General features: G+C 72.6%; 17 protein-coding genes. 10 read left to right on the forward strand and 7 right to left on the reverse strand.

What is annotated here, in order from left to right; translation table 11 throughout:
* The first annotated feature begins 36 nt into the window (after positions 1–36).
* The 3 genes from ACZ6Q9_RS29195 (at position 37) to ACZ6Q9_RS29205 (ending at position 4447) form a co-directional block, all read left to right on the forward strand.
* On the forward strand, positions 37–2472 hold the full coding sequence (locus ACZ6Q9_RS29195; protein ID WP_396830394.1) for a WD40/YVTN/BNR-like repeat-containing protein: 2436 nt from the start codon (positions 37–39) through the stop codon (positions 2470–2472).
* A gap of 374 nt (positions 2473–2846) precedes the next feature.
* The gene (locus ACZ6Q9_RS29200) at positions 2847–3599 is read left to right on the forward strand and encodes a hypothetical protein (RefSeq protein WP_393262096.1); all 753 of its coding nucleotides are present in this window, start codon (positions 2847–2849) and stop codon (positions 3597–3599) included.
* A 308-nt stretch (positions 3600–3907) separates the two neighbouring features.
* On the forward strand, positions 3908–4447 hold the full coding sequence (locus tag ACZ6Q9_RS29205) for a DUF1062 domain-containing protein (protein ID WP_396830396.1): 540 nt from the start codon (positions 3908–3910) through the stop codon (positions 4445–4447).
* Between the two features lie 40 nt (positions 4448–4487).
* On the opposite strand, the gene ACZ6Q9_RS29210 is transcribed toward ACZ6Q9_RS29205, so the two are convergent.
* Positions 4488–4658: a hypothetical protein gene (locus ACZ6Q9_RS29210; protein ID WP_393262102.1), complete on the reverse strand. Its 171-nt coding sequence runs from the start codon at positions 4656–4658 to the stop codon at positions 4488–4490.
* A 40-nt stretch (positions 4659–4698) separates the two neighbouring features.
* Between ACZ6Q9_RS29210 and ACZ6Q9_RS29215 the strand changes: the two genes are divergently transcribed.
* From ACZ6Q9_RS29215 to ACZ6Q9_RS29225, 3 genes are all read left to right on the forward strand, one after another.
* Positions 4699–5232 (forward strand): M23 family metallopeptidase, encoded by a 534-nt coding sequence (locus ACZ6Q9_RS29215; protein WP_393449838.1) that lies wholly within the window; start codon positions 4699–4701, stop codon positions 5230–5232.
* Between the two features lie 366 nt (positions 5233–5598).
* Positions 5599–6075 carry a DUF2231 domain-containing protein gene (locus tag ACZ6Q9_RS29220; protein ID WP_393262617.1) on the forward strand — a complete coding sequence of 159 codons (477 nt, stop codon included), beginning with the start codon at positions 5599–5601 and terminating at the stop codon, positions 6073–6075.
* A gap of 65 nt (positions 6076–6140) precedes the next feature.
* Positions 6141–7481 carry a nicotinate phosphoribosyltransferase gene (locus tag ACZ6Q9_RS29225; RefSeq protein ID WP_393449835.1) on the forward strand — a complete coding sequence of 447 codons (1341 nt, stop codon included), beginning with the start codon at positions 6141–6143 and terminating at the stop codon, positions 7479–7481.
* 602 nt (positions 7482–8083) lie between these two features.
* Here the strand turns inward: ACZ6Q9_RS29225 and ACZ6Q9_RS29230 are convergent.
* The 4 genes from ACZ6Q9_RS29230 to ACZ6Q9_RS29245 all read right to left on the reverse strand — a co-directional run bounded on the left by ACZ6Q9_RS29230 (position 8084) and on the right by ACZ6Q9_RS29245 (position 13643).
* Positions 8084–10264 (reverse strand): MMPL family transporter, encoded by a 2181-nt coding sequence (locus tag ACZ6Q9_RS29230; protein ID WP_393449832.1) that lies wholly within the window; start codon positions 10262–10264, stop codon positions 8084–8086.
* 165 nt (positions 10265–10429) lie between these two features.
* Positions 10430–11998: a multicopper oxidase family protein gene (locus ACZ6Q9_RS29235; RefSeq protein WP_393449829.1), complete on the reverse strand. Its 1569-nt coding sequence runs from the start codon at positions 11996–11998 to the stop codon at positions 10430–10432.
* The gene (locus tag ACZ6Q9_RS29240; RefSeq protein ID WP_396830397.1) at positions 11995–12468 is read right to left on the reverse strand and encodes a hypothetical protein; all 474 of its coding nucleotides are present in this window, start codon (positions 12466–12468) and stop codon (positions 11995–11997) included. The genes ACZ6Q9_RS29235 and ACZ6Q9_RS29240 overlap by 4 nt, the downstream gene beginning before the upstream one ends.
* An 11-nt stretch (positions 12469–12479) precedes the next feature.
* On the reverse strand, positions 12480–13643 hold the full coding sequence (locus ACZ6Q9_RS29245) for an amidohydrolase family protein (protein ID WP_396830398.1): 1164 nt from the start codon (positions 13641–13643) through the stop codon (positions 12480–12482).
* 196 nt (positions 13644–13839) lie between these two features.
* Between ACZ6Q9_RS29245 and sigJ the strand changes: the two genes are divergently transcribed.
* A complete protein-coding gene (gene sigJ / locus ACZ6Q9_RS29250) occupies positions 13840–14757 on the forward strand; it encodes an RNA polymerase sigma factor SigJ (protein ID WP_393449820.1) in 918 nt (305 codons plus the stop codon).
* 359 nt (positions 14758–15116) lie between these two features.
* Here sigJ and ACZ6Q9_RS29255 read toward each other — a convergent pair whose 3' ends face one another.
* Positions 15117–17966 carry a DEAD/DEAH box helicase gene (locus ACZ6Q9_RS29255; protein ID WP_393262122.1) on the reverse strand — a complete coding sequence of 950 codons (2850 nt, stop codon included), beginning with the start codon at positions 17964–17966 and terminating at the stop codon, positions 15117–15119.
* An 86-nt stretch (positions 17967–18052) separates the two neighbouring features.
* On the opposite strand from ACZ6Q9_RS29255, the gene ACZ6Q9_RS29260 reads away from it, so the two are divergent.
* Positions 18053–18826: an HAD family hydrolase gene (locus ACZ6Q9_RS29260; RefSeq protein WP_393449817.1), complete on the forward strand. Its 774-nt coding sequence runs from the start codon at positions 18053–18055 to the stop codon at positions 18824–18826.
* Positions 18827–18886: 60 nt separating this feature from the next.
* Positions 18887–19603: a TetR/AcrR family transcriptional regulator gene (locus tag ACZ6Q9_RS29265; protein ID WP_393449814.1), complete on the forward strand. Its 717-nt coding sequence runs from the start codon at positions 18887–18889 to the stop codon at positions 19601–19603.
* 42 nt (positions 19604–19645) lie between these two features.
* Here ACZ6Q9_RS29265 and ACZ6Q9_RS29270 read toward each other — a convergent pair whose 3' ends face one another.
* Positions 19646–20578, reverse strand: a complete 933-nt coding sequence (locus ACZ6Q9_RS29270; protein WP_393450231.1) for a diacylglycerol kinase — start codon at positions 20576–20578, stop codon at positions 19646–19648.
* 238 nt (positions 20579–20816) lie between these two features.
* On the opposite strand from ACZ6Q9_RS29270, the gene lanKC reads away from it, so the two are divergent.
* Positions 20817–23456, forward strand: a complete 2640-nt coding sequence (lanKC, locus tag ACZ6Q9_RS29275) for a class III lanthionine synthetase LanKC (protein WP_396830400.1) — start codon at positions 20817–20819, stop codon at positions 23454–23456.
* Positions 23457–23461: the final 5 nt, after the last annotated feature.

Consider the following 23461-nt stretch of genomic DNA (forward strand, 5'->3'; position numbering starts at 1 on the left):
GTCGGCGCCCACCCCCAACGAAGGAGACAACGAGTCATGAGTACGAGTCGACTGCGACGTGCTCTGGGTGCCCTGCTGGCGCTCGGCCTCACCGGCGGCACGGTGCTGGCAGCCAGCACGGCCGCCGCCGATACGGCAGCCAGCGACAGCCAGTGGACGGACAGCTCGGGTCTGACCGCGGACGCGTACGGACACCACCCGGACGGCGCTACCGTGACGCCCACGGCGGGCGAGACCGCGTCCGCGGTGACGTCCACGGCGGCGGCCTGGTCGCTGCTCGGGCCGCCCGGTGGCGACATCTACGACACCGCTGTGTCCCCTGCGGATCCGAAAACGGTGCTGGCCGGCTACGCACCGGGCGGTGGATACAACGGAGGTCTGTACCGCTCCGGCGATGGCGGCGCCACCTGGTCCGAGGTGCCGGCGCTGCGCGGCAGGAGCGTCTTCGCCATCGAGTTCACCGCTGGCGGAACGGCCTTCGCCGGCACCCAGGACGGCGTGTGGCGCAGCAACGACGGTGGCCTGACCTGGGTCGCCGGCAACCTCAACATCGGCCTCAACGACCAGGTCCTGAGCGTCGCGGTCGACCCGGTCAACCCGTCGGTGCTGTGGGCCGGGATCGCCAATGCCCTGGGCTCCCAGAAGGTCAACCTCATGCGGTCGGCCGACGGCGGCGTGACCTGGACCAACCGGACCCCGTCGATGGGTGCCGCGCTGTCCGGCAGGGCGATCGCGATCGACCCGAACGACCCGAACACGGTGATCGTCGCGTTCGACGCCGGCCAAGTGTGGGTCACCCGGGACAGCGGGGTCACCTGGACGAAACGCTCCGCCGGCCTTCCCACCAGCCCGTTGTTCGACATCGGGTACGACGGAACGCGGCTGCTTGTCGGTGGCGGCCAGCTCTTCTCGAACCAGTACCTCGGTCTCTACCAGTCGACCGACCTCGGTGTGACCTGGACCCCACTGCACAACAGCAGCTGGCCGACTCCGGTGGTCCACGGCATCGCCGTGGATCCGCACGACCGGGACACGATCCTGGTGACCACGGCCGGTACCGGAGTCCACCGCACCACCGACGGCGGCGCGACCTGGGAGATCAGTGTCGGCGGCACCAACACCCTGACCGGGCGGTCGATCCGCTTCGCGCCCGGCAACTCGCGGCAGGTCATCCTCGGAACCGACGCGGTGGCTGTCTTCCGCTCCACCGACGGCGGCACGTCGTTCGCCCAGTCGTCGAACGGCATCGCCGAGATCGACCTCCGCTCCATCCACGTCAACCCGCGTGACCCGAACGAGATCGCGATCGCCTTCCAGGGACAGAACACCGGCGGTGTCTACTCCACCGTCGACGGTGGTGCCAACTGGAAGCGGGAGCCGCTGCCGCCGACCCGGTACGGCACCGTCCGATTCGCCCCGGACGGCACGCTCCACGCCCTCTCCAACGGCCCCACGACAGTGGCCCAGGAGGGGCTCTACCGGCGCGGAGGCGACGGGAACTGGACCGTACTCGGCCCCGACCAGGGGGCCTACTACGAGTCCGACCTCACGACGATCCGGTTCAGCCGCACCAACCCGGACCTGATCCTCCTCACCGGCGCCGACTTCGGGTACGCCGGCACCGAGGCCACGATCTGGCGCACGCTGGACCGCGGCCAGACCTGGACCAAGGTCCACGAGGGAACGTCCGGCCAGGCGGCGCTCGACGTCGAGATCGTGGAGAACGGCACCGACCAGGAAATGATCGCCTCGATCAACGACCGGAGCGGCGCCTACGCCAGCAGCGTCCTGCGCTCGGAAGACGGCGGCACGTCGTGGTTCACGTCGATGATCGGCCTGTCCGGAAGGTACATGAATCCATACCTGTGCGCGTCGTCCCACGACCCGCGCGTCGTCTACCTGGCGGCCTGGTTGACCTCCAGTTCCACCGGCGTGTACCGCAGCCTGGACGGCGGCGTCACATGGGAATCCACCGGCTGGACGAGCAACGCCACCGTTGCCGACCTGGCCTGTGACCCGGCCGACGGGCGGACGCTGTACATGTCGCTGAACACCGACCCCCGGGTCGTCCGCTCCGCGGACGCCGGCACCACGTTCTCCCCGTTCGACAGTGGCATCGAATCGGTACGGCAACCTCGGACGCTGACCTTCGCCGGTCCGTCCCGCCTGCTGCTGGCGACCGCGAAGGGAAGCTACGCGACCAACCTCGACCGCGACATCATCACCGTCGGCACCTCGGTACGCCGGGACAGGGGCCAACTCGCGGTGGATCTGACCTGGCAGGGGGCAACCTCCGTCGACGTCGACATCTACCGCGACGACACGCTGGTCGGCACGGTGCCGAACGATGGCGCCCACACCGATCCCCTCGACGTCCAAGGCCGCGGCACCGCTACGTACCAGGTGTGCCGGGCGGACAGTTCGACCTGCTCAGCCAGGACGACGGTGACGTACGGCGGGCCACCGGTCTGAGCCGTCCGGGTCGCGAACAACCGCGTGGTGATGGCCAGTGCGGGCCATCACCACGCGGGGCGGCCATGACCCAACTGTGACCTGCATAGATGAGAAGCCGCAGGAGGGCGGGCGCAGTTGAGCGCCGTCACGTGCTGTTGGTTGCGGTTCGACGCCGTTCAGCGCACCCGACTGCTCCCCACGTGCTCCCCGATCCACGGCGCGACAGCGGCGTCGCCCGGCGCCTCGGGCACTTCGCTGCGGCACGTCTCCGAGGAGAAGCACCGAGGTTGACGTCTACTCGGTGACCGGTGCGCTGAGACACAGCGCGCCCGGCCGGCGGCACGGGCGAATGCGGCTGTCCGCCGGAGAGAGGCCACGACTACGGTGATGCTGTGGCGGTGTGGGAGCTCTGGCGGCAGGACGACAACGGCAACCGGGTCCGGATGGGCACCTTCGCTGACCGAATCGAGGCGCTGGCCAAGGTCCTGGCGCTGGAGTCGGGTGTGGCGCACAAGCAGACCTACTGGGTCGACGGGCCACCCGGGCCGGTCTGCCGCACAGACCGCGACCTGTACCGGCGCCTTGTCCGGGAAGGCGAACGCATGAACGCGGCCGCGCTTGGTTTGGACGTGTTCCTGCGTTCGTGGTGGCGGGTAGCCCGGCCGCTGTCGGGTCGGGTCTCGCTGGACCTGGACACGGTTGCCGCGATGGTCGTGGCGGCGGGCATGGTCGAGCCGGCGCCACCGCAGGCCTCCTGGCGTTCCGCCTCGTTTCGCTACACGGACGAGCCGACATCGTATGCCGACTGGGAAGCCATCGTGCTGTCTCAGATCGCGGACCTGGCCGACTTCGCCGATCAGGGACCCCTGGACGAGTACGCCCGGTTCGGCATTGACGCCCCCCGCACGACGGGATGTGTGCGAGCCACGGGCATCCGCTGGTACAACTTCGATCCGCAGGCGTACCTGGAATGCGGGATGGCCGGGGCACTGGGCGGCTGGAGCGAAGACGACGGCCTACGGAAACAAGTTCCTGGCCCCGTCGTGCCGTTGGTGAACGAACCGGAGCCGGGCGAGCACACCATCGGCTTCCTCGGCTGGGCCGATCTCGCAGAACTGGCCCGGTGCGGGCAGGAGTACGAGTAGCACCACCGCGGCCGAGGGGTTGGCAGCCGATGCTGCTCGACGTCAGAAAACCGTTTGAGGCTTCCTTCCGCGTTCCCTTAGGTTGCCTGCGGCCCGTCGCTGTGAGGACAGAGGACAAAACGCGTGACCCCGCCTGCTCTTTAGACCTGACACCTTCTTCCGCTCACCTGTAGCCGACGCTCCCGTCGGTTCTGCCGGGCTGCCCTTGTGCGCCCGGAAATTGCAGCGTTGAGGCCGCGCGTAATCGGCCTCGTGTCAGGTCTAGAGAGATCAGGTCTAGAGAGATCATGTCTTCACAACCTCATACCGTGCTGTCCTGGGTCGTTCGTCGGACCAGGCTGCCTCTGCTGTCGTTGCGGTGCGTGGACTGCCGGTCGGAGTCGGCCACCACCGGCGCGGGCAGGTTCCGCGTCAACGCCAACGGCAAACTGCTGGACGTGTGGCTGCTGGTCCGCTGCGCATCCTGCGATCGGACGAGCAAACTCACCGTGCACGAGCGAGTGCCAGTCAGATCCTTCGACCCGGCCGAACTCCACGGCTACCGTGTCAACGATCCGGACCTGGTGGCGTCCAGGCTGTTGGATCCGCTGCTCGCCCGGCGCAACCGCTTCACCCTGGACTGGACGGGGGCCTGGCGGCTGGACACCCCGTCGACATGGCTCGACGAGGCGTGGCCGGTCCAGGTGGAGGTCGTCTTCGAGGATTCGGTACCGGTGCGCCCGGAACGGCTCATCGCGCAAGGGCTCGGCCTCAGCAGGAACGAGGTACTGCGCCGGATCAAGTGCGACATTCCCCTGCGCCGTCCGACGAGCGCCGGATTCACCTTTACCGTGATGGCTGGGGCTTAGCGGGGATGTAGCCGCGGCGGGCCACCCGGCCCGCCCGGCTTCACCCCCGAACCCATGCCAATACCGGTCGCACAAGCACGATCGCGGTGAGGACCAGGCCGAGCGCGGCGATCTGGTCCTCGATGCCCTGGGTGATCCGGCCGTCGCGCGACAGCATCCGGATCGCGTCCGTGCGTGGATCGACCCGACGCTCCGCAGGTCTTTCAGCCATCGGAACTTTCTGACATCATCCGGCAGAGGGATCGAAGATTATGACCGTGGAGGTTCGGATGCGCTCCCGCCTGACGAGTTCCCTCAGCGTCGCCCTGCTGGCGACCGCCGCGTTCCTGGTTCCGGCGTCACCCGCCGCCGCCGCGCCCTCGTTCCGAACGCCTTTCCCGTGCAACCAGACGTGGTCCGGTCAGACCCGCACCACGCACAGCCCGCAGTACGCAATCGACTTCAACCGGACCAACGACCACGGCGATCCGGTCAAGGCCAGCGCCCCGGGCACGGTGGACGTGGTCGCCAACCTCGGTGACACCAGCTACGGCCGGTACGTGCGGATCAACCACGGCAACGGGTATACCACCTACTACGCCCACCTCAGCGGGTTCAACGTCTCGGTCGGCCAGTCCGTCGGCTACAGCACCACCATCGGGTACGTGGGCAACAGCGGCGGCTCCTCCGGATCGCACCTGCACTACGAACAGCGCCTGAACGGCAACGACATCAAGGTGCGCTTCAGCGGCAACCTGGCTCTCTACTTCGGGACGCGGAACTACACGCGTACCGCCGGCTGCTGATCCCCCGATCGACTGCCCCGGTTCTCGGGCACGGGCGACGGCCCTCCGGTTGGATCCGGCCGTCGCCGCTACCCCGGCAGGGGAGTTGTCGGCCCGGCACGTGACCGGCCAGCGAACGGGTGGCCGCGGGAACCGGAGGGCCCGCTGGCCGAGACGCAAAACGCCTGCGGTGCGGACGTCAGACACGAAGGGCAACCTTCCGTGCGGTCTGCGGTGAACCAGGATCCAACCCGCGAGGATGGGAACCCTCCGCCTTCAGACGGAGGAGGAAGTCAAGCCCGGTAGGTGTACCAGCGAGCCGAAGGGGTACCCGCGCCCAACATCCCGCCAGAGAGGGAGGCTGTGTTGGAAAGTCGAGCCAAGGCGATGGGCCACGGGATCCACCCCATGCTGATCGTTTTCCCGCTGGGGCTGCTCGCCACGGCGGTGATCTTCGACATCCTGTATCTGATCACGGATCGGGCCGGATTCCAGATCTCCGCCGGGTACATCATCGGCGCCGGCATCATCGGCGGCCTCGTCGCCGCGGTCTTCGGATACACCGACTGGCGGGCCATCCCGTCCGGCACCCGCGCCAAGCGGATCGGCGCGATCCACGGCATCGGCAACGTCGTCGTCGTGCTGTTGTTCGCGGTGAGCTGGCTGGCGCGGGCCACCGCGACGAACTGGGAGCCGAATGCCCTGGCCCTGATCTGCAGCTTCGCGGGCATCGTCCTGTCCGGGATGACGGCCTGGCTCGGCGGCGAACTGGTCGAACGGCTCGGCATCAGTGTCAGCGACGGCGCCGGCGTCAACGCGCCGAGTTCCCTGTCCCGCCGCCCCGCGCGCCGCTCCCGCGCCTGACCGGACCGGGGCGGCATCACCACGGCGCCACCGGCCCGTCGACCCACGTGCCGACGGAGGAACCCATGACCGGGTTGCGTACCGACCTGTACGAGCTGCGGATGGCGGCCAGCTACCTGCGCCGGGACATGGTGGAGCGCGCCACGTTCAGCCTGTTCGTCCGCCGCCTGCCGCCGCAGCGCGGCTTCCTGGTGGCCGCCGGACTGGCCGAGGCGCTGGCCTTCCTGGAAGGCTTCGCGTTCGACGAGGACGACATCGGCTATCTGCGCGACACCGTCGGGCTCGACCAACCGACCATGGCGGCGCTGGCCGGGCTGCGGTTCACCGGTGACGTCTGGGCCGTACCGGAGGGTCGCCTGGTGTTCGCCGACGAGCCGCTGTTGGAGGTCACCGCGCCGATCGCGGAGGCGCAGCTGGTGGAGACCGGCGTGCTGAACCTGATCACCTTCCACACCACGGTGGCCAGCAAGGCGGCCCGATGCCGCCTCGCGGCCGGCGGTGCGCAGTTGGTCGACTTCGCGTTCCGCCGGACGCACGGGATCGAGGCCGGGGCGGCCGTGGCGCGGGCGTCGGCGATCGCCGGCTTCGCCGCGACCAGCGACGTCGAGGCCGCGCGACGCTACGGGCTGCCGCCGTCCGGGACGATGGCCCACTCGTACGTCGAGGCGTTCCCCGACGAGCGTGCCGCGTTCCGCGCGTTCGCCACCGACTTTCCCACCAACCCGGTGTTCCTCGTCGACACCTACGACACGCCCGCCGGAGTGCGGGCCGCCGTCGAGGTCGTCGCCGAGTTGGGCCTGACCGGCCCGGTGGCCGTGCGACTCGACTCCGGGGATCTCGCCGCACTGGCCGTGCAGGCCCGCGCGATCCTCGACGACGCGGGGCTGACCCGGGCCCAGATCGTGGCCAGCGGCAGCCTCGACGAGGACGTCATCGCGGCGCTCGTCGCCAAGGGCGCACCCATCGACGCCTACGGCGTCGGCACCCGCATGGGCGTCTCCTTCGACGCGCCGTCCCTGGACAGCGCCTACAAGCTGGTGGCCGTCGGCGACCGGCCGGTGCTCAAGCTGTCGCCCGGCAAGGCCACCCTGCCCGGTCCCAAGCAGGTCTTCCGTGATCCCACCGGTGCCAGCGGCGACGTGGTGGGGCTGCGCGACGAATCGCCGCCGGGCAACCGCGAGCCGCTGCTCGTGCCGGTCATGCGCGGCGGTCGTCGCCTCGACGCCGCCGACCCGGCCGGTGAGGTACGCGCCGCGCGTCGCCGATTCGACGCGGACCTCACCTGGCTACCGGAGACGGCGCGTCGGCTGGCGGACCCGACGCCGCTCACCGCCACCGTCAGCCCGGCCCTCACCGCGCTGCACCACCGGGTGGCGGCGCAGGTGGCGCGGGGCGCGACCTACTGAGCTGTCTCAACCTGAGTAGCGCTGTTTCCTCCGCGGTGAAGAGCCAACCATCTGCCGGACCAGGTCTCTCCCCCGCCTGAGCGATCGCACGGGCGTGCTGGACCAGGCTCGCCGGGGTGGAACCACGCAACCGTCGAGCGGCGCTGGTCCTGCTGCTGGGGGCGGCGACCGTGATCGGTGCCGGCGCGGCCACCGGAACCCTCTTCGGCTACGGGTTCGCGTTCGCCTGGGTCGTGCACGTCGCGCTGATGGCCTGGATCGCCGGCTGGATGCAGCAGGCGCAGCCTGCTGCATCGGGCGTTGTGGGCCCGCGTCGAGCGTATCGCCACCGCCGCCGAGCGGGTCTGACAGCCTGTCCGACCGGGCCCGCGCCGACTCGCACGTGGTCTCGCTTCCGAGCTTCCGGCGAGAGCCCGAGTTCGTCGAGTTCAGGCTGCGTGAGCGCGCAGACAAGAATGACGACACCGGTGATGCGTAGCCCTGCCGAAGCACGCGTGTGCGGAGGACGGCGACGCGCCGCCGGCGGTCTGAACGGGCAACAGGAATACGGAGAACGGCGTCGGCCGGTGTCCCCACCCGGCCGACGCCGTTCACGCGGGACGTCAGTGCTTCTCCAACTCCACCTTCGGCAGCAGCCTCGCCAGCGGCTCGGGCATCCACCAGGCGCGCCGGCCCATCAGCTGCATCGCGGCCGGCACGATCAGGCAGCGGATGATGACCGCGTCCACGAAGATGGCCACCGCCATGCCGAAGCCGGTCTGCTGGAGCAGCCGCTCCGGGCTGAGCATGAAGGCGCCGAAGACGACGATCATGATGGCGCCGGCGGCGCTGATGACCGAGCCGGTGTGGCCGAGGCCCTGACGGACGGCGAGTGCGTGGTCCTTGGTGTGCACCCACTCCTCGTGGATCCGGGAGACCAGGAAGATCTCGTAGTCCATGGAGAGACCGAAGACGACCGCGAAGATCATCACCGGCAGGTACGCCTCGATCGGGCCGGGCTCGATGCCGAACCAGCCCTCCTGGAAGACCAGGGTGATCGCGCCGAGCGCCGCGCCGATGCTGAGCAGGTTGAGCAGCGCCGCCTTGAGTGGGATCAGGACCGAACGGAACACGGCCATCAGCAGGATGATGGACAGTCCGACGACGATCGCCATGAACAGCGGCATCCGGTCGGAGACCTTGGCGGAGTAGTCCTCGGCGGCCGCGGTCGAACCGCCGACCAGGTAGCTGGCGCCGGTGAGCTCGGAGACGCCGGGCAGTACGTCGTCGCGCAGGTGCGCGACGAGCGCGGAGGTGTCCTGGTCCTGCGGCGACGACTCCGGGAACGTGATTATCGTGGCGACGCCGGGGTTCTTGGTCGGCATGGCCGGGGAGACGGCCTGGACGCCGGGGGTGCCGGCCAGGACGCTGCTCGCCGCCTCGGCGGCCTCGGCCGCGTTGCCGCCCGTCGTGTCATCGACGACCACGATCAGCGGCCCGTTGAAGCCGGGGCCGAAGCCATCGGAGAGCAGGTCGTACGCCTGGCGGCTCGTGCTGTCGGGGTTGTCGCTGCCCGCGTCTGCGAAGCCCAGCCGCATGGTGAACGCCGGCAGGCACAGGGCGCCGAGCGCGACCACGGCCACCAGCATGGCGGTGAGCGGACGGCGCTGGACCGCGGCGGCGAGCTTGCGCCAGAGGGTGCCCTCGGGCGCCCTGCCCTTCGCCTCGCGCTTGGCGGCGCGGGCGGTGAACTGGCGGGCGAAGCGCGCGCCGAAGATGCCCAGCAGCGCGGGCAACAGGGTCAGCGAGGCGGCCATGGTGACCAGCACGGTCAGCGCCACGGAGAGGGCCATGCCCTTGAGCGAGCCGAGGCCGAGGGCGACCAGGCCCAGCAGGGCGAGAATGACGGTGCAGCCGGCGAAGAACACCGACCGTCCGGCGGCGTCGAGGGCGTCTACCGTGGCCCGCTCAGGGGAGGCGCCCTTGACCAGTTCGGCCCGGTAGCGGGCGAAGATCAGCAACGCGTAGTCGATGCCGACGCCGAGGCCGACCAGCATCATCACGTACGGGGTGTAGGCGGCGATGGTGAACAGGTGCGAGGCGAGGATGATGATGCCGAGAGTGGAGCCCACGGCGAAGACGGCCGTGATGATCGGCAGCCCGGCGGCGATGACGGTGCCGAACATGAAGACCAGGATCACCAGTGCCGCGAGCAGTCCCGCGCCTTCGGCCGCGCCGCCCGAGCTCTGCCCGAGCAGCCGGGCCGGCCCGCCGCCCAGCTCGACCTGGAGGCCGTCGCCGGCCGCCTCCTGGGTCACGTCGTAGACGCGCTTGGCGTCCTCCTTCTCCATGTCCTTGGCGGGCACGTTGAGCATCACCGTGGCGTAACCGATGGTGCCGTCGGGCGCGATGGCGGCCGCATCCGCGTAGAGGCTGCGTACCTGCGCGACGTGGGGCTGCTCGGCGACCTCGGCCAACATCGTCTCGACGCGCTGCCGGACGGCGGGGTCGCGCAGTCCGCCCTTGGCGTGCAGGACGATCTCCATGGTGTCCCCGGCGCGGGCCGCGCCGCTGGCCGCCAGCAGGTCGGCGGCGGCCTGGGACTCGGTGCCGGGTAGGGAGAAGTCCTCGCGGTAGTCGTTGCCGGCCATGACGGCCGAGGTCCAGACGCCGATCATCACGGCGAGCCAGAGCAGCAGGGCGAGCCAGCGGCGGCGGTGGGAGAAGCTGGCGACGCGCGCGAACACGCCCGGCCGGCCGCGTGAGTGCGGTGTTGCCTGGACGGTCTCTTCGGTGAGGGTCATGGTCTCTTTCAGGGTCGGATCAGCAAGGGGAGTCGGTCCGTGCGTTCACCACGGGGTGGTTCTGTACGGCAGGTGCGCGGCGGACGCGTCCTCGCGGGCCTGACAGCCCGCCCGGGGTTGTGCGGTCCTGACTCGGAGCCGTGTACGGGGCGGCAGCGGGCGTAATCAGGTGGTGGTGAAGTCGGCCATCATGGCCATGTCTTCGTGTTCGAGGTTGTGGCAGTGCAGCATGAAGGTCCCGGCGTAGTCGGTGAACCGGATGGCGATCTCGACCGCTTCGGACGGGCGTACGTCGACGGTGTCCTTCCAGCCGGCGTCGTACGGGCCGGGTGCCCGGTTGTTGCGGCTGATCACCTGGAACGGGTCGAGGTGCACGTGTACCGGGTGGTGGAAGTCGCTGATCAGTCGCCAGACCTCGGTGGTGCCGAGGCGCGGCCGGGCCAGCGGGCGGCCGGGCCGGTAGGGCTGGCCGTTGATGGTCCATCCGTGGTCGGGACGCAGCTGGAAGTGGAACGTCCGCGTCGCTGCGGCGCGGGCCGGGTCGAGGGGCTCGATGTGGCCGAGTCGCTCGGGCAGGCCTGGGTCGTCGTGGGTCGCGCCGGTGATGTCGAAGGCCATCACGTGGGCCGTGCGGCCGGTGCCGAGGCGGTTCACCAGCCGTACGCGTGTGCCGGGACGGTAGCGAGAGAAGTCGATGACCACGTCGAAGCGTTCGGCGGGTGCGATGTCGATGGTGTGGTGGGTCAACGGGCGATGCAGCAGACCACCGTCGCCGCCGATCTGCACCAGGCCACCGCCGGGAGCCGGCGGGTCGAGTGCCAGCCGGTATCGCCGGGCGTTGGAGGCGTTGAGCAGCCGCAGCCGGTACCGGGCCCGGTCGGTCCGCAGCACCGGCCAGGGCGCGCCGTTGACCAGGATGACGTCGCCGAGCACGCCGTTCATGTACGGATCGGTGACGCCGGGGCTGCGCAGGTCCGGATCGATCAGCGGATAGCGGAGCGAACCGTCCGCGGCGAACGACCGGTCGGCGATCATGATCGGGATGTCGCGGTCGCCGGCGGGTAACCGCAGCGCGTCCTCCTCGTCGTCGTGCACGAGGTGGAAGCCGGCCAGCCCACGCCAGACCGCCACGCCGGTGTGCCCGTGCCGATGGTCGTGATACCAGAGCGTCGCCGCCCGCTGCCGCATCGGGTACGTGTAGTCCCGCTCGCCGACGCTGATCCGCCCCGGATCGTGGCCGCCGTGGTGGCCGGCGTGGTGGCCGACGTGCGCCGGGGTGCTTCCTCCGGCCGGCATGATGAGGTCCGCGGGGTAGCCGTCGCTGTCGGCGGGGGTGTGTCCGCCGTGCAGGTGGACCACGGTCGGGTGGGGCAGGGTGTTGCGGTGCCGGACGACGGTGCGCCGGCCGGCGCGGGAGCGGATCGTGGGGCCGGGGAAGCTGCCGTGGTACGTCCACGCCTCGGTGGGCAACCCCGGCAGGATGCTCAGCGTGGCCGGCCGTTGGGTGATCTCGTGGTAATCCGTCGTGGCGTCGGAGCGTACCGGCGCGAGCACCGGAGGAACGGGCAGCGGCACCTGGTACGGCCGGGGCAGCGGCGCCTGGCTCGGCAGCAGCCGGCCCGGTTCGCCGGGGCCGAGCAGCCCGCTGCGGGCGAGCCAGCCACCGCCGGCGGCCGCCGCCACGGCGGCCGCGCTCGTGCCGAGCAGTCGACGGCGGGTGATTCGTGGACTCATGCGGCCTCTCCCGTGGTCAGGTCCGGCGTCGGCGTGCCGGTCGCCGTCCGCCGGGGACGGGTGGGTGCCGCGCCCCATGACTTGACGAGCAGCAGCGCCACGCCCACGGTGAGGCCGACGGCGAGGGGAACGTGGACGGTCAGGATGCGCTGCTCGCCGAGGGGGATCAGCGCGCCGGCGATCAGGAGTTGGATCAGGCTGGTCCGCACCGGCCAGGACGGGCCCCTGCTGGACCGCCACCAGACGATGGCGGTGATGCACTGCACCAGCAGGGCCAGCGCCAGCAGCCCGCCGTTGAGGCCGTGGGCGGCGAGGGCGTCGTAGTGCCCGGAGAGGAACCCGCCGGCGAGGGCGGCCTGACCGAGGATCAGCACGGCCACGCAGGTGGTGATGGCGCGGAAGAGCAGCCACGACCGGGAGCGTGCTGGCCCCGGGGTGGGGGCGGGTGCGCGATGGTCGAGAATCGTCACGTCACCCGTCCTCAGATCTGGGCGTCGGCGACGGCCGACTGCCGGGTCTGGCGTACGCCGCGCCGCCAGACGTCGACGATGTCGCTGACGGCGGTGATGTCGGTGGTCGGATCCCCGTCGACGAGCAGCAGGTCGGCGCGGAGCCCGGGCGCGATGCGGCCCCGGTCGGTCAACCCGAAGTGCCGGGCCGGCACGCTCGTGGCCGCCGCGAGGGCTTCGGTCCGGGTCAGTCCGGCCTTGACGAGCAGCGCCAGCTCGCGGTGCATGGCGGTGCCGTGCTGCGGGGCGAACGGGGTGGCGTCGGTGCCGGCCAGCAGCGTGACTCCGGCCCGGTGCAGCACGCCGGCGGCGTGCACCGCGTTGGCGGCGCTGCCCGCAGCGACGTGGTCCAGGGCGGCGCCCTGGCTGATCGCTTCGAAGTAGGCGAGCGTGGTGACCACGAAGACGCCGTCACCGGCGATCCGCTCCGCGAGTCGCCAGCCGGTCGGGTCGTCCGACCCGGCGTCGGCGTAGACGTGCGCGAGCCCGTCGACACCGCCGTCGAGGGCGATGGTCACCTCCCGGGTCGTGATGGCGTGTGCGATCACTGTCAGGCCGGCGGCGTGTGCCGCCTCGACCAGGGCGGACACGACGTCGGGGGCCAGCACGGGCAGGTCCGCGCCGTGCATCGCCCCGTCGTCGACGACGATCTTGATGTAGTCGGCGCCCTCGGCGACCCGGGCGGCGACGAACGGCGCCGCGTCCGCCACCTTTGCGACGGTGGGGAACGGGCCGGCGGCGTCGCCGAGCGCCGCCATCGCCTGCGGGTCGAGACCGGTCATCAGTTGGCTCGGGTGGCCACCCGGGGCCGTGGCGAGCAGGCCGGCGCTGCGCAGGTCGGCCACGTCATCGCAGTCGGCCGCCAGCCGACGCTGGCGGGCCAGGTTGTCCGGCAGACAGAACATGTCCAGCTCGGTGGTGACGCCGGCGGCCAGGGCCTGGGCGAGGCTGCCGTCGAAGGTGTGGGTGTGGGCGTCGATGAGGCCGGGCAGCAGGGTCCGGCCGGCGCCGTCGACCTGCACGTCGGCCGGTCGGCCGTCCGGTTCGGCAATCCGGTCGCCGTCGATGAACACGTCGGCTCGTTCCACGGTGTGCTGCCCGTCGAACACCCGCACGTCACGGATCACGGTACGCATTGCGGCCTCCAAGGCGATGGGAGTGGCTCGGCCGGGACGGGATCGTCCCGACTCGGCAACCAGGAGGGCGCTCGCGTCGCCAACTGTGACAGCGGTGGTGCTCGGCTGCGGAATGGATCACATTTCCCCACCGGGGATGTCACACTCCCGGGCGCCGGTGTCCTCTCAGAGGTGAACCCGACCGGAGGTGACACCCGTGTCCGACGACGTACAGCCGGCGCCGACCGCCGACCCGACGACTACTTTCCTCGCCCACCGGGAGCTGCTGTTCTCGGTGGTCTACGCGATGCTGGGCAGCGTCGCCGACACCGACGACGTGCTGCAGGAGACCTGGCTGGCCTGGGCGGCGAGAAACCACACCGACGGTGCGTCGATCGAGAACCCACGCGCCTATCTGACGCGGGTCGCCGTCAACCAGGCCCTCGCCCAGCGCGCGGCCCTCGAGCGGCGCCGGGAGTCCTACGTCGGCCAGTGGCTGCCCGAGCCCCTCGCCACCCTGCCCGCCAAGGACGGCGACGCGGGCGACGCCGTCCTGCGCGCCGAGTCCTCGTCGATGGCGCTGCTGGTGGTGCTGGAGACCCTCACCCCGGCGGAGCGGGTCGTCTTCGTCCTGCACGAGGTGTTCGGCTACCCGCACACCGAGATCGCGACCATCATCGGCCGCTCACCGGCGGCGGTGCGCCAACTCGCCCACCGGGCCCGTGAGCATGTGCAGGCCCGCCGCCCCCGGTTCCAACCCGATCCCCGACTCCAGCAGCAGGTGACCGAGCGGTTCTTGACCGCCGCGCTCGGCGGTGACGTGCGCGGCCTGCTCGCCGTTCTCGCCCCGGACGTCACCCTGTGGACCGACGGCGGCGGCAAGGGACCCGCCACCAGCCTGCACCCCGTGCACGGGCGCGACGAGGTGGCCCGGCTGCTCGTCGCGGTCGCCGCCGGTGTCCCGGCCGGGCTCGACATCCGCTACCGGCCGGTCAACGGCGATCCCGCCGCGATCCTGTTCGAGCGCGGCGTCCCGTTCGCGGTCCTCGTCCTCGACCTCGACCCCGAGCGGGAGGCGGTGCGCCGGGTCTTCTCCGTCACCAACCCCGACAAGCTCTCCCGGGTCGGCGGATGAGGCAGCGGAACGCGAGCCGGCCCGGTCGTGCCGACGAGCGGTCGTCGTACCGACCGAGTCCTTGCGTCCGTTGAGGAGCCTTTGCCAATGGCGCTCCTGCCACAGGTTTCGGCGCGGCGCGCAGTGCTCCGGCTTCGGCTTTGGTGTGATCCGTGCGGACCCGGCTACCTGGCGACCTCGAAGATACTCAGCCGCCTCGTGCAGCGCCCGGAACTGGCGCAGTTCCAGCCACGAGGCGGCACGACCCGACCGGCGCTCAGTGGGGCGGCGCTTCGGCCGCTGCCGCCAAGGATCGTCACCGAGCTGCCGATCCGCGCCGCCGCTCAGGATTCCGAGGCGCCACCACGGAGAGTGACCGGTCAGGCCGGGGCGTGGTAGGCCAGCACGCCCCGGTTGACCGCGGCGATCGCCTGCCTGGCGGTGGACCTCAGCTCCGACGAGGCGCCGCCGGAGTCGGCGAGCTGACCGAGCAGGTCCACCACCTGCCGGGCCCACCGGACGAAGTCGCCGGCCGGCATCTCGCCGTCGATCTCGTGGCCGCTCGCGAGCACCTTCGCCAGGGCCTCGCCCCGGGCCCAACGGTAGACCGGCCAGGCGAAGCCCAGATCCGGCTCGCGGGTGACCGCCAGGCCACGGGCCGCCTCGTCCGCCTCGATCTCGCTCCACAGCTTGAGCGTCTCGTCGACCGCCTCGGCCACGGGGCCGCGCGGCAGCGACGCCCGCTCGTCGACGTCGCGGCGGGCCTCGAAGACCACCACCGACACGGCGGCGGCGAGTTCGGCCGGGGAGAGCCCGTCCCACACCCCCCGGCGCAGGCACTCGGCGACCAGCAGATCCGCCTCCGTCCAGATCCGGCCGAGCATCCGGCCGGCGTCGGTCACCGTGCCGTCGGGCGCGAGGTAGCCGCGGGCGGTGAGCAGCGCGACGATCCGGTCGAACGTACGGGCCAGCGAACCGGTCCGGCCGGCCACCCGCTGCCGCAGCTCCTCCGTGTCCTTCTCCAGGCGGCGGCGCCGCTCCGCCCAGCGGGCGTGCTCCTCCCGGTCGGGGCAGGCGTGGCAGGGGTGGCGACGCAGCTCGCCGCGGAGCTGGCTGAGCCGGTGGTCCTCGCCGACGGCCTGGCGGGAACGGCCGCCCCGGCGCCCGCCGTGCCGGTCCAGCCCGGTGCCGCTGACCTCGGCGGCCAGGTCTCGCCGGGCGGCCGGCGACCGGTGGTTGAAGTGCTTCGGCACCCGGATCCGCGCCAACACCTCGGCGGGGGTGGTGAAGTCGCCGGGGCTGACGCGGCCGGCCCAGCGGTCCTGGGTGAGCACCAGCGGCCGGGGCTCACCGAAGCCGCCGGTGGCCGGGTCGAGCACGACCGCCAGGCCGGCCCGCCGGCCCGACGGCACCCGGATCACGTCGCCGACGCGCAGCCGCTCCAGCGAGGCCACCGCGGCGGCCTTACGCTGGCTCTGCCCCTGCCGGGCGATGGCCCGTTCCCGGTCGGCGATGGCGACCCGCAGCGCGAAGTACTCGTCGAAGTCGCCGTGGTGGCAGGCCGCCTCCACGCCGTACGCCTCGATGGTTTCGGTGTTGCGCTGCACCTGGCGGGCCAGGCCGACCACCGAGCGGTCCGCCTGGAACTGCGCGAAGGAGGATTCCAGCAGCGCCCGGGCCGGCTCCGCACCCACCGTGCCGACCAGGTTGACCGCCATGTTGTACGACGGCCGGAAGCTGGATCGCAGCGGGTAGGTGCGGGTGGAGGCGAGGCCGGCGACGTGCCGGGGGTCGGTCTCCGGGGACCAGACGACGACGGCGTGCCCCTCGACGTCGATGCCGCGCCGGCCGGCGCGGCCGGTGAGCTGGGTGTACTCCCCCGGCGTCAGGTCGACGTGCGCCTCGCCGTTGTACTTGACCAGGCGCTCCAGCACCACGCAGCGGGCCGGCATGTTGATGCCCAGGGCGAGCGTCTCGGTGGCGAAGACCGCCTTCACCAGGCCCCGGACGAACAGCTCCTCGACGACCTCCTTGAACACCGGCAGCATGCCGGCGTGGTGGGCGGCCAGGCCGCGTTCGAGGCCGTCGAGCCACTCCCAGTAGCCGAGCACCGACAGGTCCTCGCCCGGGATCGCGGTGACCCGGGACTCGACGACCCGGCGGATCTCCGCCCGCTCCTCGGGCGAGGTGAGCCGCAGCCCGGCGGCGAGGCACTGCTGCACGGCGGCGGCGCAGCCGGCGCGGCTGAAGATGAACAGGATCGCCGGCAGCAGGCCCTCCCGGTCCAGCCGGTCGACGATGTCGGGGCGCATCGGGCCGCGCCAGCGGGGGCCGCGCCGCCCGCCGCCCGGGCCGGCGCTGCGCCCCTCGCCCAGCTCCAGCCGGCGCATGGTGTCGCGGGTGTAGCGCAGCAACTCGGGGTGCACGTCGTGCTTGCGGGCGGCGTCGGCGTCGTGGAACAGGTCGAACATCCGCTTGCCGACCAGCATGTGCTGCCACAGCGGCACCGGGCGGTGCTCGCTGACCACCACGGCGGTCTCGCCGCGCACGGTGACCAGCCAGTCGGCGAACTCCTCGGCGTTGGACACGGTGGCCGAGAGGGAGACCAGGGTGACGGAGGCGGGCAGGTGGATGATCACCTCTTCCCAGACCCCGCCGCGGAACCGGTCGGCGAGGTAGTGCACCTCGTCCATCACCACGTACGCCAGGCCCTCGAGGGTGGCCGAGCCGGCGTAGAGCATGTTGCGCAGCACCTCGGTGGTCATCACCACCACCGGGGCGTCGCCGTTGATGGCGTTGTCGCCGGTGAGCAGACCGACCTGCTCGGCGCCGTAGCGGTCGACCAGGTCGTGGTATTTCTGGTTCGACAGCGCCTTGATCGGGGTGGTGTAGAAGCACTTGCGCCGCCGGGGCGCGGCCGGGGCCGGAGCGGCCTCGCCGCCGGCCGCGGGCACCACCTCGTCACCCGCGCCGCCGGGGCCGCCGGCCTCGCGCCCCGGCGCGCCGCGCAGCGCCAGGTGTACGGCGAACTCGCCGACCACCGTCTTGCCGGCGCCGGTGGGGGCGCAGACGAGCACGCCGCTGCCCCGCTCCAGCGCCTGGCACGCCTCCCGCTGGAAGTCGTCGAGATCGAACCCCAGATCGAGGGCGAACTCGTCCAGCGCCGGGAACTGGGAGGCCTGCGCGGCCCGGCGGCGCGCCGCGGCGTACCGCTCGGCGGGGCTCGACATGTCCTCAAGATTAATGCGTGCCGAGGGCGGCCACGTGACAAGGCCAACCGACAGCGGGGTCGGGGGCGGTCGGTAGGGTGCACGGCGTGCCGGACCATGCCGAACCGCCCCACGCCTCACCCGGGGCCGACGACGCCGTCGTCCCGGGCCCGTCCCGCCGCCCCGTGGAGGCGGTCCTGTTCGACTTCCACGGCACGCTGGCCCAGGTGGAGGAGCCCCGCGAGTGGGTGCTCGCCGCCGCGGCCTCCTGCGGCGTGACGCTGGAGCGGATGCGGGCCACCGCGCTGGCCGACCGGCTGTTGACGGCGGGCCGGGCGGGCGGCCCCCTGCCGGCCCGGGTGCCGCCCCGGCTGGCCGAGCTGTGGGCCGACCGGGATCTCTACCCGCACGCCCACCGCGGCGCCTACACCGGGCTCGCCGAGACGGTCGACGCGGGCATCGAGGGCTTCGCCGAGGCGCTCTACGAGCGGGTGCTGGTCCCCGACGGCTGGGTGCCGTACCCGGACACCGCGCCGACCCTGGCCGCCCTGCGGGCCGCCGGCGTCCCGGTGGCCGTGGTCAGCAACATCGGCTTCGACATCCGGCCGATCTTCGCGGCGTGGGGGCTGGCCGACCTGGTCGACGCCTTCGCCCTGTCGTACGAGGTCGGGCGCTGCAAGCCGGACCCGGGGATCTTCCTGCGCGCCTGCGGGATGCTCGGCGTCGACCCGGAGCGCGCGCTGATGGTGGGCGACACGCCGGCCGACGCGGGAGCCGTCGCGGCCGGGTGCGGGGTGCTGGTGCTGCCGGCCGCCGAGGCGGGGCGCGCCAACGGGCTGGGCACCGTGCTGGACGTGGCCGGCGTCGACCAGCACCGCTAACGACGAGACGACAGCAGCGTTAGCAACCGCCGCTAACGCGAGGGCGTTATCGTCTTTGCCATGATCACCGAGACGTCGCCCCGGGACCGGATCGTCCGGGCCGCCGCCGCCCTGCTCGCCGAAGGCGGCCGGGAGGCGGTCTCGACCCGCGCGGTGAGCCGGGCGGCCGGGGTGCAGGCGCCGACCATCTACCGGCAGTTCGGCGACATGCGCGGCCTGCTGGACGCGGCGGCCAGCTACGGGTTCGCCGCGTACCTGCACGCCGAGGCGTCCCGGGACCTCGCCGGCGACCCGGTCGACGACCTGCGCCGGGGCTGGGACCTGCACGTCGGCTTCGGCCTGGCCAACCCGGCCTGCCACGCCCTGATGTACGGCGACCCGCGCCCCGGCGAGACCCCGACCGCGGCCCGGGTCGCGGCCGACATCCTGCGCCAGCTCGTGCACCGGGTGGCCGAGGCGGGCCGGCTGCGCGCGGGCGTCGACCAGGCCACCGAGATGCTGCACGCCGCCGCCTGCGGGGTGACCCTCGCCCTGATCCGCACCCCGCCGCCGCGGCGCGACCCCGCCCTGTCGACCCGGACCCGGGAGGCGGTGCTCGCCGCGCTGGTCACCGACTCCCCCGCCGCCCGGGCGACCTCCCGGGCCGGCAACCCGGTCCGGCACGCGGTGGCGCTGCGCGCCGCCCTCGACGGCCTGACCACCGACCTCTCCCCGGCCGAGCGCGCCCTGCTCGCGGAGTGGCTGGACCGCATCGTCCGCACCACCCCCGCCCCCTGACAGCGAGGATGCGGAAGCGGACCGACCAGGCCAGCCTCACAGTCAGCGGAGCAGGTGGACGGCGGCCGGGACGGCGGTCACGGTCACCGGAAGGTCCAGTGCCCGCTCGCCGTCGGCGTACGTGGTGATGCCCTCGGCGCTCAGCTCGACCGTGCGGGCGCGGTAACTGCGCACCAGCGGGTGCGCCACGTGGGTGCCCTGGTAGATGCGCGGCTTGACCCGCATCAGGGTGCGCCGGTCGAACCGGCCGCCCACCACCACGTCGAGCAGCCCGTCGGCGGGGTCCGCGTCGGGGCAGATCCGCATGCCGCCGCCGTAGCTGGCGCAGTTGCCCACCGCCACCAGCACGGCGTCCACCTCGTGCGCCACCCCGTCGAGCCGCAGCGTGTAGCGGCGCGGGCGCAACCGGGCCAGCTCCACCAGGATCGCCAGGTCGTAGCGGCGCGGCCCACGCGGCCGGCGCATCCGGTTGGCGCGCTCGTTGACGATCGCGTCGAAGCCGGCCGCGAGCACCGCGCCGTACCAGCGGCGCACGCCGTCGGCTCCCGTCAGCCGCGCCAGGTCCACCGGGTGGGTGCGGCCGTCGCGCAGCGCCGCCGCGATCACGTCGGCGGCGGCGAGCGGGTCGGCCGGGAAGCCGGTGTCGACCGCGAAGTCGTTGCCGGTGCCGGCCGGCACCGGACCGAACGGCACCGCCGTGCCGGCGACCGCCTGCAACGCCCGGTGCACCGTGCCGTCGCCGCCCACCGCGACCAGGGCGGACGCGCCGTCGCCGACCGCCGCGTGGCAGGCCGCCTCGGCCTCGTCGGCGCTGTGCGCGTGCAGCAGGCGCACCGGCCGACCGGCGGCCGCGAGCCGGTGCAGGACCTTTGGCAGCAGCCCCCGGTGCCGCCCACGGCCGGCGGTCGGGTTGGCCAGCACGGCGACGGGTCCGCCGGCGGCGGAGGGGTGATCGTCTGCGGTCACGGCGAGCACCGTACCGCCACCCACCGGGGCGGCCGCACCGCCCGCCCCGGCGACGGCGACACCGCCCGCCACCCGCCGCCGCGACCGACGAGCATCCCGGGCGCACCTGACATTTGTCACGGCCGGCCGTGCGGCATGCATTCACCGTCATGACTGATCGCACTGGATCAACCACGGCCCGAACGGACAGACTCAGATCAGCCAGCAGGGCCGAAGGATGGGCCGAACAGCGGAGGGAGTGGTCACGGTGGACGATCGCTACGACAGCTACTGCGCCGCCGACCGGCTCTTCTACGACTCGCTCGGCAGCGCGGTCGAACAGCCCACCTTCGCGGCGGCCCGGCGGCCCGTGCCCGACGGCTGGCGCTCGGAGCCACTCGACGACTGGCTCATCTACGCCCCGGAGGGCGGCACGCTGCCCCAGCAGGGCTGGAAGATCCACGTGTCGGCGACCCTGGCCAACGCCGAGCGGGTGCTGGACACCGTCTGGGACTACTGCGTCCCGCGGGGGCTGTCGTTCAAGTTCCTCCGCGGCCCACGCACCCTGCTGCTACGCAACTCCAAGTACGCCTCCCGCGGGGCCAGCGGCAAGTTCGTCACCGTCTATCCGCGTGACGACGCGGAGCTGGAGCTGGTCTGCAAGGAGCTGGACGAACTGCTCGCCGGCGAACCCGGCCCGTACATCCTCAGCGACCTGCGCCACGGCGCCGGGCCGGTGTACGTGCGCTACGGCGGCTTCGCGGCCCGCTACTGCCACTCCCCCGACGGCCAGGTCGTCCCGGCGATCGAGGACGACACCGGCACCCTCGTGCCGGACCGCCGCGACCCCGTCTTCCACGTGCCGTCCTGGGTGACGCTGCCCGACTTCCTCGGCCCGCACCTGGCCGCCCGCAACGCCACCAGCACCAACGAGGTGCCGTACCGGATCGAGAAGGTCATCCACTTCTCCAACGGCGGCGGCCTCTACGTCGGCCGGGACCTGCGCAGCGACACCCAGGTGGTGCTGAAGGAGGCCCGACCGCACGCCGGGCTGGACGCCGACGGCACCGACGCCGTCGCCCGGCTGGGCCGGGAGGCCGAGGCGCTGCGCCGCCTCGCCGACCTGCCGCAGGTGCCCCGGGTGCACGACGAGTTCACCCTCGGCGAGCACCGCTTCCTCGCGCTGGAGTTCGTCGAGGGCCGCGCGTTGAACAAGGTCCTGGTCGACCGGTACCCGCTGATCGACGCCGACGCCACGGACGCCGACCGCGCCGACTACACCCGGTGGGCGTTGGACGTCCACCGGCAGGTCGAGGAGGTCGTGCTGGCCATCCACGAGCGCGGCCTCGTCTACGGCGACCTGCACCTGTTCAACGTCATGGTCCGCCCCGACGACCGGATCGCGCTGGTGGACTTCGAGGTCGCCGCCCCGATCGACGGGCACCGCCGGCCGGGCCTGCGCAACCAGGGCTTCGCCGCGCCCCGGGACCGCACCGGTCCCGCCGTCGACCGGTACGCCCTGGCCTGCCTGCGACTGGCGCTGTTCCTGCCGCTGACCCAGCTGGTCCGGCTGGTGCCGGCCAAGGCCGCGCACCTCGCCGACGTGATCGCCGCCCACTTCCCGGTGCCGAGGAAGCTCCTCGACGCCGCCGTGGAGGAGATCACCGGCGCCCCCGCCGCCGCGACGGCCGGCACGACCGGCACGACGACCGACGAACGGGCCGACGGAGCGGCGGCCGACCTCACCGTCGGCGTCGGACCGGCCCACCGCGACCGGCTCGCCCGGGCGATCCTCGCCAGCGCGACACCCGACCGGGACGACCGGCTCTTCCCCGGCGACATCGAGCAGTTCCGCAGCGGCGGGCTCAACCTCGCCCACGGCGCCGCCGGCGTCCTGTACGCCCTGCACGCCAGCGGCGCCGGGCGCTGGCCCGACCACGAGCAGTGGCTCGTGCGCCGCGCCACGGCGCCCGCCTCCGGCACCCGGTGCGGCTTCTACGACGGCCTGCACGGCGTCGCGTACGCCCTGGAGCTGCTCGGCCGCCGGCAGGACGCCCTCGACGTGCTCGACATCTGTCTGCGGCAGCCGTCGGACGGGCTGGACCACAGCCTGGCGAGCGGCCTGTCCGGGATCGCGCTCAACCTCGCCGAGCTGGCCGGGCGCACCGGTGAGACGGCCCTGCGCGACGCGGCCTGGCGGGCCGCCGAGCGGGTCGTCGACCGGCTCGCCGACGACCCGGGGCCGGACGTCAGCGGGGGGCGGCACCCGTACGCCGGGCTGCTGCGCGGCCGGACGGGCCCGGCGCTGCTGCTGGTGCGGCTGCACGAGCTGACCGGCGACCCCGCCCTGCTGGAGCACGCCGCCACCGCCCTGCGCCAGGACCTGCGCCGCTGCGTGGTCCGCCCCGACGGCGCGCTGGAGGTCAACGAGGGCTGGCGCACCATGCCCTACCTCGGGCAGGGCAGCGTCGGCATCGGGCTCGTGCTCGACCAGTACCTGCGGCACCGCGCCGACGAGCGGTTCGCCGAGGCCAGCGCCGGCGTGCGCCGCGCCGCCCGGTCCCCGTTCTACGCGCAGTCGGGCCTGTTCGCCGGTCGCGCCGGCATCGTCGCCTACCTCGCGGCGTACCCGGACGACCCGGAACGGCGCCGCGAGCGGGACGCCCAGGTGCGGCGGCTGGCGTGGCACGCCCTGCCGTACGGGGACGGCACCGCGTTCCCCGGCGAGCAGCTGCTGCGGCTGTCCATGGACCTCGGCACCGGCACCGCCGGCGTGCTGCTGGCGCTGGCCGCCGCGCGGCACGACGCGCCGGTGCCCCTGCCGTTCCTCGCGCCCCTGGCGGGCGCCCCCGACTCCCTCGCCGACGCGAGGGCGACCGACCCCACCGACCAGCACGGAAGGAGGTGACACGA

This window comes from Micromonospora sp. NPDC049139 (assembly GCF_055586845.1).

Coding starts and splice junctions, on each gene's coding strand:
- ACZ6Q9_RS29195 (WP_396830394.1), top strand. CDS start 37: ATGAGTACGAGTCGACTGCGACGTGCTCTGGGTGCCCTGCTGGCGCTC.
- ACZ6Q9_RS29210 (WP_393262102.1), bottom strand. CDS start 4,658: ATGGCTGAAAGACCTGCGGAGCGTCGGGTCGATCCACGCACGGACGCG.
- ACZ6Q9_RS29220 (WP_393262617.1), top strand. CDS start 5,599: ATGGGCCACGGGATCCACCCCATGCTGATCGTTTTCCCGCTGGGGCTG.
- ACZ6Q9_RS29265 (WP_393449814.1), top strand. CDS start 18,887: ATGATCACCGAGACGTCGCCCCGGGACCGGATCGTCCGGGCCGCCGCC.
- ACZ6Q9_RS29230 (WP_393449832.1), bottom strand. CDS start 10,264: ATGACCCTCACCGAAGAGACCGTCCAGGCAACACCGCACTCACGCGGC.
- ACZ6Q9_RS29215 (WP_393449838.1), top strand. CDS start 4,699: ATGACCGTGGAGGTTCGGATGCGCTCCCGCCTGACGAGTTCCCTCAGC.
- ACZ6Q9_RS29255 (WP_393262122.1), bottom strand. CDS start 17,966: ATGTCGAGCCCCGCCGAGCGGTACGCCGCGGCGCGCCGCCGGGCCGCG.
- ACZ6Q9_RS29235 (WP_393449829.1), bottom strand. CDS start 11,998: ATGAGTCCACGAATCACCCGCCGTCGACTGCTCGGCACGAGCGCGGCC.
- ACZ6Q9_RS29225 (WP_393449835.1), top strand. CDS start 6,141: ATGACCGGGTTGCGTACCGACCTGTACGAGCTGCGGATGGCGGCCAGC.
- ACZ6Q9_RS29245 (WP_396830398.1), bottom strand. CDS start 13,643: ATGCGTACCGTGATCCGTGACGTGCGGGTGTTCGACGGGCAGCACACC.